Source organism: Lentilitoribacter sp. EG35, from assembly GCF_040784015.1.
In the GTDB taxonomy this organism is placed as follows: Bacteria; Pseudomonadota; Alphaproteobacteria; order Rhizobiales; family Rhizobiaceae; genus Lentilitoribacter.
Map to the genome: position 1 here is coordinate 94,183 of NZ_JBFNGQ010000006.1, position 14,464 is coordinate 108,646.

Genomic DNA, 14,464 nt, shown 5'->3' on the forward strand with positions numbered 1-14,464 from the left:
TATGAGTTTCATGTTTTTGTCATCTGAACATTCACCCATCTCAACGAACGCAAATTCTGGCGTTGCAAACAAAGGGAAAGATCTATCCAGTAGAAAATCGCACCATTCGATAGGACTCTGTTTACCATATATCGATACACTTATAAAGTATCGTTAATGAATGATGATGCTTTAGGTTGTATTTTCTGTAGAATGCCCTACCGATACCCCTTCCCCCACTATTTCTTCTATGATTTATAAGGTGCGTAGAACAATGAAAAACATCTCAATATCAAAACGAATTGCTTTAGGTGTTCTTATCCCCATCACTGGATTGCTAATTGTAACAGGGCAACAGGCATATAGTGGGTATCATGAGTATAAAGAAAGTAGATTTCTCTATCAAATTTCAGGTGTGGTGAAGGGACTGCTTAACATTACTCACAATGCGCAGATAGAGCGAGGAACTTCGGCGGGTTTTGCTAGCTCAGTGCAAACACAACCTACAGAAGCCATTATAATGGCTCGTATCGCTACTGACAAAGAGGTTGCAATACTTAAAGAACAGGTTGACCACCTAAATTCGGAGGGTCACGACGAGATCGTTAGCCATTTAAACAGCGTCATGGATGAACTTGAAAACATCTCCGAATTTCGTTCTAAAATTGATACAAAATCGGTGCAAGTGGGTGATATTGTGAATTATTACGCAGTGCTTGTTGATCACATGCTTTCAATTGGAGTCGAGAGTGCGGGACTTTCTGTTGATCCAACGGTTGCACTTGAGATCACTGCTATGCTTGATCTTTCTTCTGCAAAAGAGCTTGCAGGTCAAGAACGCGCCCTCGTCAACGGCCTTTTAGGCACTGGTTCCATTAATGAAACACAAATACAAAAAATTCAGACATTCATTGCACCTCAAAACGTTATGATCGAAAATTTTATTCGGCACATTCCGGAAGCACACAAAGAAGAATATGCAAGGTTGATAGCTGATATGGACTTGGGGACTGTCCAATCTTTACGTGATAAGATTATAAAAAATGCCGATGATTTATCAGCTAGCGGCGTTAATCAGGATGAATGGTTTGATACAACGACCAGTCGGATCACTAAACTTCGTAACTTGGAGAAGCTGGTTGATGATAACATTCATTTATTTATAAAAACGACACTTGATAGCCAGTTCATATCGTTGGTAATCTCGTTGGGGTTTGCGACCATGATCCTGCTGGTTGCAAGCATTGCAGGCTTCCTCATAGCTCGCTCAATTACGCGGCCAATGAAGAATTTACAAGAGAATATGGGTCGATTGTCTGACGGCGAAGTAGAATTTGATGTTCAAGGCACGGAACAGAAGAATGAACTTGGCCTTATGGCACTTGCACTGGAAAGCTTCCAGGGAGCAGAAATACAAAAGCGCAAACTTGAGGCAGCAGCTCTTGCGGATAGTAAAGCGCGCAATGAAGAAAAAGCACGCCATGAAGCGGAAAAAGCCAAGCAAGACGAAGCTTATCGCGAAGCAGTTGATATTTTAGGTGCTGGTCTCGAACGTTTTTCAAAAGGCAACTTCGAGCAACCAATCGACAATGCTTTCCCTGATGTTCTTGTTTCTCTTCGTGAGTATTACAATGATACACGTTTACACCTTGCAGGTACGCTAAGCAAAGTACGCGCCACCGGGAGTTCGCTCCTAGGTGACGCTGACGCGTTGAAAGATGCATCTACAGAACTTGCAAAACGCACAGAATCGCAAGCGGCGGCATTGGAAGAAACATCCGCGGCACTTATCGAAATAACTACCAATGTGCGTGAATCGTCTAAACGCGCTGAGGAGGCAAGTTCAAACATCTCAAGTGCACGCCAGAATTCTGAAAACTCAGATAAAGTCGTATCGAGTACAATTAATGCCATGAAACAAATTGAAAAAACATCAGGCGAAATTGCATCGATTATCAGTGTGATAGACGACATTGCCTTCCAAACCAATTTGCTTGCACTAAATGCAGGTGTTGAGGCCGCTCGTGCGGGTGAAGCAGGCAAAGGCTTCGCAGTTGTTGCACAAGAAGTTCGTGAGCTTGCGCAGCGTTCGGCATCTGCGGCTAAAGAGATCGAGACACTTATTAGTAACTCGGGCCGAGAAGTTGAAAACGGAGTAAAGCTCGTCAACGAAACAGGTAATGTTATTGCTGAAATTGTGAAAGATGTTTCCAACATTGATGGCCACATGCAAAATATCGCGCAAGCCTCAAGCGAGCAGTCTGCTGGCCTTAATCAAATCAGCACAGCAGTTACGGAGATGGATCATGCCACGCAACAAAACTCTGAGATGGTTCAGCGAACAAATGACATAACAAAACGTGTTGCTGGAGGAAGCCACCTTCTACACGACCTAATGGCTGATTTTAAAACTCGAGATATCAATGGGCAACGCCGAGCAAATAATCGTGGATCGCATATTCAACAAGATATTGAGGAACTCGCAGATGCAGAACTACCAGTGCAGAAAGTAGCTATTTAGGCACCTCTGTTGTGCTGTTTAACGATAATCCACTTTTATAGAAAATCATAATTTGCACATAATTAAGCCCGACAAGAGAATAGTCTCATGTCGGGTTTTCATTTGATTGCGTCATATATTGCAACAATAAATCACATATTTGCTGACTACCAAAAGTAAATATTTCAATTTAGATTGAATAAATGTGCTCTCCGGCACGTAGATAAGATTAAATAATTCAAAACTATCTATTTACGACATTCAAAGGAAACTTTCAAAATGAAAACTCTCTCCAAAACACTTGCCGCATCTGCAATCTTGCTATCGTCAGCTTTTGCCTCAACATCGAGCTTTGCCGCTGACAAATATGAATTTGATGCCAGTCATTCACAAATCGTATTTTCATACAACCACTTGGGGTTTTCAACAACTTACGGCATGTTTTCCGGCTTTGAAGGCTCCGCAATGCTAGATATGGATGATGTCTCAAAGTCATCAGTGCAACTTGAAATTAAGACTGCTGACATGATTACAGGTTGGGATGCACGTACTGGTCATTTCTCTTCACCAGATTTTTTCAACGTTGCAGAATTTCCTGTCGCAACATTTGTTTCCACATCAGTTGAATCAACTGGTGAAAAAACAGCAAAAATCACTGGCGATCTAACAATCCTTGATCAAACAAAATCAGTTGTACTTGATGCTACGCTGAACCAAATTGGTAAGCATCCACAATCACAAAAAGACTGGGCTGGCTTTGACGCCACAACAACATTAATCCGTAGCGATTTTAATCTTGGCAAATTCGCACCATATGTCAGCGATGAAGTTAAGCTCGTCATTTCAGTTGAAATGGGTAAAGTTGACGGCTAATCCGCGCTTAACCTAGACTACCAGCAAAAGAATACGCGAGAGGAGATTTTTTCTCTCGCGTTTTTTAAAAATTGGGGATCACATGAAACTGAATAATTCCGAAGAGAGCTACGGCCTCATTCATCAGGCTCTACATTGGGCCACCGCATTACTCATTTTATCCTTGCTCCCTATGGGCGTTTATATGCATGAATTGCCGATGCAAAACACTGCGCAGATCAATGATAAAGTCTGGTTGTACTCCCTACATAAGACCCTTGGTATTTCAGCCTTAACAGTTGCCGTTTTACGCATCATTTGGGCAAAATCCCAGCCCCACCCTCGCCCGCTTCATGGTGGCATGGAAGGTTTTGCTGCAAGTACCGTTCATAACCTTTTATATGTCGCAATCATTGCCATGCCCGTGATGGGCTGGCTGCACCATGCGGCGGCCGAAGGGTTTGCACCTATCTGGTGGCCTTTGTCGCAAGACCTGCCTTTTATTCCTAAAAGCGTCGAACTTTCCAATTTCTTCAAAACCGCGCATTTCATCACTGGTATTGTGCTTGTCGTATCGTTATTTTTGCATATCGCTGGCGCGGTCAAACACGTCGTAATAGATAAAGATGATACGCTGTCTCGCATGGTTCCTGGTGTTTATCAGGAAACGGGCCAATTACCTGTAGAACAACCTAAGTCTGCTTCACCAAAATTAGTAGCGCTATTAGCTATTGTGGTAGCCATTGCCGCGGTATTCATTGTTGATAACATCAATACACCCGCAACCAAGCAAGTAGAAACAGCTAATGCCAGTTCTAACAACGCAGAACAAGCAATTGAAGGCGCTTGGGTCATCGATTATGCATCTTCCGAATTGGCAATTTCGGTTACCCAACTCGGCACACCCATCAAAGGCATATTTAGTGACTGGTCAGCTGATGTCGTGTTCGATCCAGAGAACCCTGAAAATGGGTTTATTACAGCTAGCGTTGGCATTGCTTCTCTCAGCCTTGGCGATGTTTCTGAACGGGCTATATCAGCTGAGTTTTTAGATGCAGAAACAAACCCAAAAGCCTCCTTCATCTCAGAAGACATTACAAAGACCCAAACAGGCTTTGCGGCCCAAGGCATCATGACACTTGCAGGTGTTGCTCAGGATTTCACAATCGAGTTCACTTTCGATGAAACAGATGGCAAGGCAAATGTATCAGCCACAGGTAAAATCCAACGACTTGATTTTAAAATCGGTGAAACTTTTGCAGATGATTCCAGTGTGGGACGCAGCATTGACTTGAATATCGCGATTGACGCAACCCGTCCTTGATGCAACCTTAGCTCTGGTTCTTTACCGCCGGAGTTAAGATTGTCTGATTTGCAAAACACAATTGTTAAATGTACTTGGATTATCTTAGTAACAATAACTTTGATTGTTTCTGTTTTTCGGTGCATTCTTGTACCAATTGGTACTTATCTAAGCGTATCAAGTGTCTATTTCACATTTCCCAGCATCGCGTTCTACTCAATACTTGGCATTCCAATTATGTTCGTTTTGTTACTCTATGTAATCAAACGTTTTAAAATGAGTGTTCAGCAAACGGAATTTGTCGTTATGTTAATTTCATTCACGGTAGTACTAAGCCAAGTCTACCTTGGAATTTTGGCAGTAATACACACATAGGGTTCCCCATGATTCGGCATTGCGTATTTCTAAACTTCAAAGACGATGTAACTGAAAACGATAAGCAGCAGCTCTATGCTCAGCTTGCAGCTCTTAAAGATATTATTCCGGGACAAGTTGCTGACCACTATGGTCCAAGTGCCAGCCCAGAAGGCATGGAACATGGTTTTACCGATGGTTTCATCATGGACTTTAAAGATACCGAGGCGCGTGATGCGTATTTAGTGCATCCCGAGCATCAAAAAGCGGGTGCGGCACTGGTGGCTGCGTGTAGGGACGGTGCAAATGGCATTCTCGTCTTTGATCTGGAAATATGACCTTACCTGTTGGTTTCGACCAGCCATTACGCAGTCTCTCACAGACAACAAAAAACCCCGCTATTTCTAGCGGGGTCAGACATTTTAAGGAGCTAAATGTCTTCTAGTCAATTATGGCTTGACTATAGTGGCACTTAAACTCGGATCGTCAAGCGTTGTGAGGGTTTCTTACAACTGCTTCGATGCCTGAACGAGTTAGACCGATGTCGTCAAGTTGACGAGGTGTCATGCCGTTTAGAAGATTGCGTGTTTCGCGTTGTTGTTTCCAATTACGAACTTTATTCAAGATATTCATTTTAATTCTCCTTATGCCCCGATTTTCGGGTGATCAAAGATCAATTTGTTTCAAGTATTTTGGGAACAATGATTGTTTCCCGATTTGATATATGCGCTTGGTGGGTCATTTTTACCAGAGATAAGATTGCACATTAGATATGCAGTTTCTGCATGTCTTTGCCCTATTAATAGCCACAGTAAAAGACTGTTGCTTTTCTCTATTGATTCTTAACACATTTCCGCCGTTATATAGTTTACAATACGTTTAGCTGGGAGGCGAGGAAATGAAATCAATCTTCAAAATCATATTATTGACGGGAACGCTGGTATTCGGGGCTTCTGGCACGCAAGCAGGCAATATAGATGGCAAATGGTTTTTGCACGAATTTGGCGAGTTACGCGCCTATCATGGTGACTTTTTAAATGTGTGCTCAGGAACTGGATTTCGCTCATGCAGAACAGTACAATATGGCTTTAAAACAGACAACAATGATACATTTTTTGGCAGTAGCCGGTTAAGCATAGCGCGAACTTTAGGCGGCGGCAGTAGTGGCGTTTCCGGACCGCCTCAATACACGATTGAGTTTTTTGTAAGAAACCTTCCCGACGACCTAAAAGGACCAATTACGCTATCCATAGATGGCGAAATTTTTCAACTTGAGGACAAAGACTGGCAGATGGGAAGTCCTGAAGGTAATAATGTGTCTGAAACTATTTCGCTCATCAATCCAACGCACATAGATGAATTAATTGCCGCGATGCGAAAGGGTAATTCAATACGTTTCCTTTATGAAGGCTGGAAGGAAACACGGTTTCAGCTTCGGGGAATATCAAACGCACTTGATGCAATTGAGAAGCAGATAAAGCTACCCTCGTCATAATTTTTAAGATGTTTAGCGCGCGATATTGACGCTTTTATTTAACAGGCGTAGAGCTGTGCCATGAATTATCTTAAAATGCTCATCATACGCTCCTGGCGCATATTCATCGCACTTGCCAAAATCATGATACCCATCATGATTATTGTGCGAATACTAGACCAGTACGGCTTTTCTGAAGCTATTGGCGAGTTTATTGGCCCTGCACTTGAAATTGTGGGCCTTCCTGCTGAGGCTGGCATTGTCTGGGCGGCGGCGCTTGTCTCCAGTCTTTATGGTGGTGTGGCAGCTACGATCACGTTAGCACCGACAATGGATCTCAATGTTGGTCAGATGAGCGTTCTGGCATCTATGATGCTGTTTGCACATGGCTTGCCCATAGAACAGGCTATTGTCCACAAAGCGGGCGCAAATTTCTTTGTCACATGCTTCCTGCGCATACTAGCTGCGATTCTTTATGGTATTATCGCATTCATGGTCATTTCTCATTTCCAAATTCTACAAGAACCCATGAGCATTGGTTGGCTACCAGATGGGCTTAACAGCACGAGCTGGTCGGAATGGACCTATGCGACGGCCAAGTCACTCGTGATGATCTTCCTCATTGTTGTGGCACTTATGATGCTCATGGACAGTGTTGAAAAAACGGGCATTGATAAGTTGATCAGTCTTATCTTGGCCCCCATCCATAAATTTATGAGCATCCGTCGCGAACTTGCCCCTATCACCACTGTTGGCCTTCTTATGGGGCTCACGTTCGGCGGCGGTCTGTTGATTGAACGTTCGAAAAACGGATCAATCACCAAGCGGGAACTGTTTCTCACACTTTCATTTCTCTCCCTATTCCATGCGGTAATTGAAGATACGCTCCTCATGGTGGCACTCGGAGCCGATATCTGGGTAATTCTTGCTGGTCGCGGTGTGTTTTCAGTCATCTTCATCGCTGCTTTGGCCCGCATATTGCTAATGAAACCAAAATCTGTTGCAAAACCGATAAACAGCTAAGTACAGTTACAATATAAAAATGCACGCAGCAGCTACGGCCTCGCGGTAATCTTAGCCTGGCCCCGTGACATTCAGCATATTTCCTGCCACGATGACCCTATATAACAATAGGAGTAATTACGAAATGAGATCATCAATTTGTTTCATACTGCTTTGTTTCTCTTATATTGCATCAGCGGCCAACTCTCAGGCATCTGAAACACCCAAATCAGGTAAAGTTGCGACTTATAAAAACTGGTCCGTCTATGTTCTGGAAGGCCCAAAAACATGTTGGGTAGAGGCTATCCTCAATGAACATGGAGCAGAAAGTCGTCTCCGTTTTACCTATTTTCCGAACGGAGGAAAACGCGAACCTAGTTACTATACCAGCAACAAACAAATTGAGAGCGGTAAGCTTATTATCGGGCGCAATGCTTGGGATCTGCTTTCTATAAAAACCGACACGTCATGGGTAAAACCCGAAGATGATATCGACGTTTTTGGTGGCCTTTGGACTGGCGTCAATGCGACTGTCGAGATTACGACCACCGCCGGACACGTGGAGCCCGTTAAATTATTCTCATTAAGTGGTTTTGCTGCTGCATCTCGTGATGCTCAACGACGCTGCGGGATGTAGGCGCTGTCAACTCAATTTTATGTCGTTGATTTTGTAACGCTAATTCGACCTATATAGCAATGTCTTAATATGAATGTTTTCCGGCTGAATTCGGCTGGTATTTAGCCAATATTTAAGCTAGGTTTCGCGCAGAATCTTCCAAAACATAGATAATTCCGAGGATATAATGAGCGCCAAAATTATTGATGGAACTGCATTTTCAGCAAAAGTTCGCGGACAGGTCGCACAGTATGTGACCAAGCTAAAAGCGGAGCATAACATCACACCTGGCCTTGCAGTAATTTTGGTCGGACAGGACCCCGCATCAGAAGTCTATGTGCGCAATAAGGGCGTACAGACTATTGAAGCTGGTATGAATTCTTATGAACACAAGTTGGATGCAAGCACTTCTGAAGAGGACTTGTTGACACTTATTACTAAGCTCAACAATGACCCGGCCGTGCATGGCATCTTATGCCAACTTCCCCTGCCCGATCACTTGAATGAAGATTTGGTAATCAACTCAATTTCACCCGCAAAAGATGTTGATGGATTTCACATCTCAAATGTCGGCCTTCTTGGTACGGGGCAAAAATCCATGGTCCCTTGTACCCCGCTTGGCTGCTTGATGATGCTTCGTGATTATCACGGCTCGCTCTCTGGCCTCAACGCAGTTGTGGTTGGCCGCTCAAACATTGTTGGCAAACCGATGGCAAACTTATTGTTGCGCGACAGTTGCACGGTAACTATCGCTCATTCTCGTACCAAAAACATCAAAGAGCTTTGCAAATCCGCCGACATTGTGGTGGCCGCTGTTGGCCGGCCTGAGATGATAACTGGCGAGTATATTGGTAAAGGCGCAACCGTCATTGATGTGGGTATCAACCGCATCCCCGCACCAGAACGTGGGGAAGGCAAAATGCGTCTTGTGGGTGATGTCCATTTTGAAAGCGCAAGTAAGGTTGCCGGAGCGATTACGCCTGTTCCAGGCGGTGTCGGGCCAATGACCATTGCATGCTTGTTGGCAAACACACTGACCGCCTGTACGCGAGCACATGGATTACCTGAACCAGAAGGTCTGACAGCATAGAAGCTATTTACGATATAATTTTGCCATCTCAGCAGTTGGTCGCCATCCAATCTGCTCATAAACAGGTCGAGCCGCAGATGTCGAATGCAAGATAGCGTATTGAATATCGCGTTCCTTGAATTCGTTGTCAGCAAGTCGCATTAAATTTTTCGCAATACCCTGTTTTCGATATTTGGGATCTACAAATAGATTTAACACATATCCACGACGACCATCTTCTGGATGTGACGGATGTGGCGGCCAATCCAATTCCATCAGGCCGACACCGGCGATCGGTGTTTGGTCATCGGAACTTATGAACCCAAAATATGTTTCGTCTTTCAACCTTGGTTCTAACCATTTACGGAACGAGGTGTCCATAGCTGTCAACTCATGCTCGGTGCGCCGCCCACCATCGGTGAACATTGCTACTCTGTGCTGACAAATTAGATCCAAATCTTCTTGATTTATTTTACGTGTATCAATCATACCATCTAAGCCACCTGCCCATTCTACCAGAGAAAACACTAAAATTCAGACATCACGCCCGACAAAATCTATTGCAGCTTCCCCTCCCACATAATGCTCATCACCCCTGCGGCATTGTTCCGGGACGAAGGTAGGCAAACATGTGTGGCACGTAATCAGCTTTTCCGAGTTCAATTTTTTGATTTCTAAGAATTGCGTATGCTGTATTAAGGTGAAAATAAAACTGAGCCAAGGCCCAGTCCCGAGCATATTGTTCACCCGTTAAATCGAAAATCATTCCGGTGGGTAGTTCAATCGACATCTCACGTTCAGCAGCAGAATCAAGAGCTTTTGCATCAAGCTCACTTAAAAATGTTAAAGCGTCGGCAATCTTGTTCTCAGCATCTTTTAGCGAACCGGGCTTATCGCCAGCATTGCGACCATCGGCAGCTAATTGCATTAACGCCTCAGGCACTGGTTCTTGCTTTAGTCGATATACTGCTTCTTGCGCCTGAAAACAGACGAAACTAACTTGCGATGATAGAGGATACATATCAGGTGCAAGCCTTACGGATAGCAAAGCTTCTGCTTCCGCCTCTGGTAATTGTTTTTTCGCCTTATCAAGCCAGCCGGCAAGCCCTTTCAACATTTGAATATAGGTCGGAACAAGTAGGTTGGTTACTGACATGGGATCGGCCTCACATTTATAAAAATTGTTTGGCTCTTTCATATCTAAATAATGCGGATAACTAAACTAAATTATATCAAATCGGTCTCGTATATGTCTATCAGACACTCAAATTCGGTTTCATCTTAAATACTATCATTCACAGCATCAGCAATCTGTACACCAACTCATTGACAAACCTACCAAGTAAATTTCGTAACGAACTCAACGGGATATTTACTTCACACTAAAAATTTCAATAAGGTATAGATATCGTGTATCTGCCCATGCTTACACGGACCCCAAACCTATAACTTGACTAATCTGACTCCCGATATTGGTGGCTTGGTATATGGGTCGAGGGGGTCGGCTAGTGATGTCCACTTCACGTTCAAGCCAGTTTTGCCCATGCAGAAGATTTAAAGATTGCGACAATGCTCTGTCGGTCACAGATTGCAATTCCGATTTGATCTCGATGAAATGTCGAGGGCTTCGAGTAACAGCCAAAACAGGGACCGACCATGATTTCCTTAATATTAAACCCTCTGCCGGTGCTGGAACAGCATCAATTATCTCGGCCGCAATCCTAGCCCACTCTATTCCCTTTGGTGTTAGTCTAAATTCAGGGCGCAAGGGATGGCCATGACCGGGGTTCCTCTCCAGATGCCCCAGATCAACCAAATGATAGAGGCTTGCAACAAATGCCGTTCGGCTTGCTTTAGCCGCAGAAAGCAATGGTGCTTGTCGCCCGGGCACTCCACTATGCATCAAAGCCAATATTTTTAATGACCAAGCACGAGATGTGATCTTGACAAGTGTATTTATGTCCATAAAGTATAGTTACTATATTTTTCATCAAAAGGAAATAGTTATGTCAATTGTAACATTAGATAAAACAATCACAATCGCAATTTCGGTACGAGATCGCCATCTCAGCGCTGAATGGTATGCGGACAAACTTGGCTTTACGCTCAATTATCATATTGATGAAGCCGGGTGGAGCGAAATGCAAACCAATACCGAAGGTGTTACATTGGGCCTAGGAGAACATGTCGAACCAGTTCCAGGAAACTCGGTGCCTGTATTTGGAATTTCTGACATTGCGACCGGGCGCAAAAACCTTGAAGCAGCGGGTGTTAAGTTTGATGGCGAGACTGAAACCATTGAGGGCATGGTCAGCACCGCCACATTTTACGACCCCGACGGAAATGCAATGATGCTTGCGCAAGACCTTTCAAACAGCGGCTAGTCTGATCCTTAAGTTCCTATTTAAACCAATATCAAATAGATCGCCCAGCGAGGTTAAAAACTATTATTCGCTGGGTGTTTCGACATTTTGTTTATCACCATCATCTTCTTGAGTAGCAAACATGCCACGTAGCGCTCGTTGATAAACGAAACCGATACCCATAAGCGTTCCACCCAAACCGATAAATGATATGGCGCGAAGCACGCCTTCAAGATGAGACATATCAATAATAAAGGCTTTGAGTACGACAGCTAAGATAATCAGGCCGGATGCTTTGCGCAACAATTGTTGACGCCATCTGATACCCAAGAACAGCACAATTATTCCAATGATCAACCAGACCAGAGAATAGGTATAATTTTCAGCTTGCAATATTGGCGCGGAAGCAATTTTCACACCATGGAAAGCATGGCGGATGGTAAGATTAATCCAGAAGAAGCCAAGTAAGGCGGTGAACCCAAGCGCTGTCCATTGATAATATTTGCTTTTACTTGCGCGGCCCTGCCAGACAATCAGTGCAAACAGAATGAATGGCAATGCATAGGCATAACCAATGAGGTTAAACAACAACCCCTCACCCATATGAACGTCGGTCGAGCTGTACTCCCAGGTCGCCATAGGTAACATTGGATTGAGCCCGATGAAGAGCGCCAACGCACCGATCAACATACCCAATATACCCAGACCCTCGGCGGCCCAACGGAGTATGCGTGATGAACCACCCTTACGCTTTGCAATGCGCGTAAGACCAAGCGAGAACGCACCACCAACCATAACAAGCGTAGCAGAAGCGGCAATTGCTGATCTGTAAGTATTGAAAGAAAAGCTAGGATCAATAGCGTGAAGTGCCAACATTGTGATCGTTATCACAGACGAGATAATTGCTAGAGCCTGCAAGCCTTGCGTCCATAAATCATCTTTATGTTTTGTGGCTATATAGCTTGCAAAGATGAAGCCGAGTGCGGGAATACCATATCCAAGTGTCAGGATGTTGAAAAATGGGGTCGCATCAAGCAAAGCCGACTTATCGATGAACGGTTGCCACAAAAGGCGCACAATATACGGCGCTACAGCGATAACGGCGAAGATGCGCAAGCCGTTGAGTGGATAACGCATGTGCGTAAGCATGGTTGCTGCTGTAATCAGGCCAAGCGCGATTGTAAGCCCCACGCCGCTGAAATAAATACTTACGGCCAGTGCGAGTGATACCAGCGAACCAATCAGCGCTACGGCAATGGTGGCGTCTCTGGCTGGCAGTTTCTCATCAAGTTTGTTGTGATAATAATTCGCTTGCAGGTGGAATAGCGCAAAGAGAATAAGACCAACCAGCGCAAACTGGGTCGATTGTTCCAATTCGGCAATGCGGATATAGCACGAAATGAAGATGGCAAGACTGACGGATGTGCTCACCGATGCAGTAACAAGCCGCGCACGCGCTTTTGGTGCGGTCAAAACAGCAAAACCAATGAGAACCAGCACTGTGAGCGTTGCGACCATCATATAGGTCGTGTCCGTCAGATATGGCACAAATGATTCAGATGGGTAAAGCTTGCCATTTGGTCCAGCTATCTGATTACCAAGCTGATCTGCCCATGTTTGCCATTTTTCAACCGTATTATTATGAGGTGCAAACATCGTCCAGAATTTAAGAACGGCCAAGATGGATGGCACAATGGTGACAAAACGCAGAGCCGGATAACGATAACTGGCGGCCAGCGGTAATGCGAGCAAAAGAGCAAGTTCAATAATATGAACCGCTAGGCTTTGATCACGACTAAAATGGAATAGTACAGGCACAAATAGAGCTGACAATGCAATTGTTGGCTGCCAGTCAATAGCCATTTCCGCATCCGGCTTGCGCTCATGCACGGACCAGACAAGCGACAGGTAAGTCAGCGCCAATGTGCCGAGAATGTAAATCCCGACAATTATTGAATTCTCGTCTCCTTCTGCGATTTCAAGCAGGAAGGAGTAGCACAACATGGCAGCAACACTTGTCAGCGCGCACCACAGCCAAGCTCTATACCACGCCACATACATGGCCGCTGCCGATACCAAAAGCACGTATGATGCCAATACAGGTACATTTGCGCTATCGGAATTAATGAGAAACGGCACAACATAAGAAGCAAGAAGACCGAGCGCAGCCAGTACTGGCCCATGCAGCAGTGATACAAGCAGCGATGCAAGCGCTAGGATTGCCAAAATGATGAAGCTGGTTGTCGGTCCGATAAGCCCATAAAGCGAATGGGCGGCGTAAATCGAGCCGAACATGATGAAAATGCCCGCACCTGACAGAATTGCTGGAATATTGGCGCTTTCAAAGCCTGCCAGAGAAAAACGATCCGGGCGGCGTCTTGTCCATTCGCCACCGGCTGCAACTAACAGGCCGAATAGGAAACCAAGCGTAACGCGCGCTTGTGGGCCAAGCAGACCAGCCTCAATAGAGTATTTGGCCAAATATAGCCCACCAATTGCCAGCGTTAGTCCGCCAACCCAGATGGATAATTTGCCGCCAATATTGCTTTCGGTATCAATTTTTGGCGTTTGTGGAACCGTTTCTTTCTCAACATCTTCAGAGATAGTCTCATCATCTGATACGCGCGCAGCTATTGCAGGCTCCGGCTCGGAAGTCGCCTCACCTTCTTCGTCCTGAGCTACCGCATCGCTTAGTTCAGGCTCCTCAGGCGGTTCAATTTTCTCGGTAGTAACAGGTTTTGCCTCCTCTCCTTCAGGAGAGGTTAGAGTATTTCCACCATCGGCAATCTGTGATTTGAGAGCTTTGATCTCTATCTTTAATTTCTCAATATCAGCACGCAGTCTGCCTTGCGAGAAATATGCAATAGCACCCAGAATGGAGCCAATCACCAGCGCCAAACATGCCAAACCTATTAAGAATAAAACAGAATCCATCTAAACTGCGCCCCACTC

The 14,464-nt window shown here is 44.7% G+C and carries 14 protein-coding genes; 9 read left to right on the forward strand and 5 right to left on the reverse strand.

Features of this window, described 5'->3' with window-relative positions; genetic code table 11:
- Positions 1–253: 253 nt before the first annotated feature.
- The 4 genes from AB2J24_RS11875 (at position 254) to AB2J24_RS11890 (ending at position 5,326) form a co-directional block, all read left to right on the forward strand.
- Entirely contained in the window at positions 254–2,500 is a 2,247-nt protein-coding gene (locus AB2J24_RS11875; protein ID WP_162651157.1) for a methyl-accepting chemotaxis protein, read from the forward strand.
- A gap of 258 nt (positions 2,501–2,758) precedes the next feature.
- Positions 2,759–3,352: a YceI family protein gene (locus tag AB2J24_RS11880; protein ID WP_162651158.1), complete on the forward strand. Its 594-nt coding sequence runs from the start codon at positions 2,759–2,761 to the stop codon at positions 3,350–3,352.
- Between the two features lie 82 nt (positions 3,353–3,434).
- Positions 3,435–4,655, forward strand: coding sequence for a cytochrome b/b6 domain-containing protein (locus tag AB2J24_RS11885; RefSeq protein WP_367385600.1), 1,221 nt, complete (start codon positions 3,435–3,437; stop codon positions 4,653–4,655).
- Positions 4,656–5,017: 362 nt separating this feature from the next.
- Positions 5,018–5,326, forward strand: a complete 309-nt coding sequence (locus tag AB2J24_RS11890) for a Dabb family protein (protein ID WP_367385601.1) — start codon at positions 5,018–5,020, stop codon at positions 5,324–5,326.
- Between the two features lie 148 nt (positions 5,327–5,474).
- Here AB2J24_RS11890 and AB2J24_RS11895 read toward each other — a convergent pair whose 3' ends face one another.
- Positions 5,475–5,621 carry a DUF1127 domain-containing protein gene (locus AB2J24_RS11895; RefSeq protein WP_162651161.1) on the reverse strand — a complete coding sequence of 49 codons (147 nt, stop codon included), beginning with the start codon at positions 5,619–5,621 and terminating at the stop codon, positions 5,475–5,477.
- Positions 5,622–5,886: 265 nt separating this feature from the next.
- On the opposite strand from AB2J24_RS11895, the gene AB2J24_RS11900 reads away from it, so the two are divergent.
- The 4 genes from AB2J24_RS11900 to folD all read left to right on the forward strand — a co-directional run bounded on the left by AB2J24_RS11900 (position 5,887) and on the right by folD (position 9,170).
- Positions 5,887–6,483, forward strand: coding sequence for a hypothetical protein (locus AB2J24_RS11900; protein ID WP_367385602.1), 597 nt, complete (start codon positions 5,887–5,889; stop codon positions 6,481–6,483).
- 60 nt (positions 6,484–6,543) lie between these two features.
- Entirely contained in the window at positions 6,544–7,485 is a 942-nt protein-coding gene (locus tag AB2J24_RS11905; protein ID WP_367385603.1) for a hypothetical protein, read from the forward strand.
- A gap of 124 nt (positions 7,486–7,609) precedes the next feature.
- Positions 7,610–8,101 (forward strand): hypothetical protein, encoded by a 492-nt coding sequence (locus AB2J24_RS11910; protein WP_367385604.1) that lies wholly within the window; start codon positions 7,610–7,612, stop codon positions 8,099–8,101.
- Between the two features lie 166 nt (positions 8,102–8,267).
- Positions 8,268–9,170, forward strand: coding sequence for a bifunctional methylenetetrahydrofolate dehydrogenase/methenyltetrahydrofolate cyclohydrolase FolD (gene folD / locus AB2J24_RS11915; RefSeq protein ID WP_162651165.1), 903 nt, complete (start codon positions 8,268–8,270; stop codon positions 9,168–9,170).
- Positions 9,171–9,173: 3 nt separating this feature from the next.
- Here folD and AB2J24_RS11920 read toward each other — a convergent pair whose 3' ends face one another.
- The 3 genes from AB2J24_RS11920 to AB2J24_RS11930 form a co-directional block, all read right to left on the reverse strand.
- A complete protein-coding gene (locus AB2J24_RS11920; RefSeq protein WP_162651166.1) occupies positions 9,174–9,638 on the reverse strand; it encodes a GNAT family N-acetyltransferase in 465 nt (154 codons plus the stop codon).
- A gap of 100 nt (positions 9,639–9,738) precedes the next feature.
- Positions 9,739–10,305 carry a DUF1993 domain-containing protein gene (locus AB2J24_RS11925; RefSeq protein ID WP_367385605.1) on the reverse strand — a complete coding sequence of 189 codons (567 nt, stop codon included), beginning with the start codon at positions 10,303–10,305 and terminating at the stop codon, positions 9,739–9,741.
- Between the two features lie 270 nt (positions 10,306–10,575).
- Positions 10,576–11,115: a winged helix-turn-helix transcriptional regulator gene (locus tag AB2J24_RS11930; protein WP_162651168.1), complete on the reverse strand. Its 540-nt coding sequence runs from the start codon at positions 11,113–11,115 to the stop codon at positions 10,576–10,578.
- Positions 11,116–11,155: 40 nt separating this feature from the next.
- Here AB2J24_RS11930 and AB2J24_RS11935 point away from each other — a divergent pair, with 40 nt between their 5' ends.
- Complete coding sequence (locus tag AB2J24_RS11935; RefSeq protein ID WP_162651169.1) at positions 11,156–11,533, forward strand: VOC family protein; 378 nt, start codon at positions 11,156–11,158, stop codon at positions 11,531–11,533.
- Between the two features lie 63 nt (positions 11,534–11,596).
- Here the strand turns inward: AB2J24_RS11935 and AB2J24_RS11940 are convergent, their stop codons facing one another.
- Positions 11,597–14,446: a DUF2339 domain-containing protein gene (locus tag AB2J24_RS11940; protein ID WP_367385606.1), complete on the reverse strand. Its 2,850-nt coding sequence runs from the start codon at positions 14,444–14,446 to the stop codon at positions 11,597–11,599.
- Positions 14,447–14,464 lie beyond the last annotated feature (18 nt).

Bases quoted from the DNA above. Each gene is read 5' to 3' on its own strand.
- AB2J24_RS11875 (WP_162651157.1), top strand. From the start codon at position 254: ATGAAAAACATCTCAATATCAAAACGAATTGCTTTAGGTGTTCTTATC.
- AB2J24_RS11880 (WP_162651158.1), top strand. From the start codon at position 2,759: ATGAAAACTCTCTCCAAAACACTTGCCGCATCTGCAATCTTGCTATCG.
- AB2J24_RS11885 (WP_367385600.1), top strand. From the start codon at position 3,435: ATGAAACTGAATAATTCCGAAGAGAGCTACGGCCTCATTCATCAGGCT.
- AB2J24_RS11890 (WP_367385601.1), top strand. From the start codon at position 5,018: ATGATTCGGCATTGCGTATTTCTAAACTTCAAAGACGATGTAACTGAA.
- AB2J24_RS11895 (WP_162651161.1), bottom strand. From the start codon at position 5,621: ATGAATATCTTGAATAAAGTTCGTAATTGGAAACAACAACGCGAAACA.
- AB2J24_RS11900 (WP_367385602.1), top strand. From the start codon at position 5,887: ATGAAATCAATCTTCAAAATCATATTATTGACGGGAACGCTGGTATTC.
- AB2J24_RS11905 (WP_367385603.1), top strand. From the start codon at position 6,544: ATGAATTATCTTAAAATGCTCATCATACGCTCCTGGCGCATATTCATC.
- AB2J24_RS11910 (WP_367385604.1), top strand. From the start codon at position 7,610: ATGAGATCATCAATTTGTTTCATACTGCTTTGTTTCTCTTATATTGCA.
- folD (WP_162651165.1), top strand. From the start codon at position 8,268: ATGAGCGCCAAAATTATTGATGGAACTGCATTTTCAGCAAAAGTTCGC.
- AB2J24_RS11920 (WP_162651166.1), bottom strand. From the start codon at position 9,638: ATGATTGATACACGTAAAATAAATCAAGAAGATTTGGATCTAATTTGT.
- AB2J24_RS11925 (WP_367385605.1), bottom strand. From the start codon at position 10,305: ATGTCAGTAACCAACCTACTTGTTCCGACCTATATTCAAATGTTGAAA.
- AB2J24_RS11930 (WP_162651168.1), bottom strand. From the start codon at position 11,115: ATGGACATAAATACACTTGTCAAGATCACATCTCGTGCTTGGTCATTA.
- AB2J24_RS11935 (WP_162651169.1), top strand. From the start codon at position 11,156: ATGTCAATTGTAACATTAGATAAAACAATCACAATCGCAATTTCGGTA.
- AB2J24_RS11940 (WP_367385606.1), bottom strand. From the start codon at position 14,446: ATGGATTCTGTTTTATTCTTAATAGGTTTGGCATGTTTGGCGCTGGTG.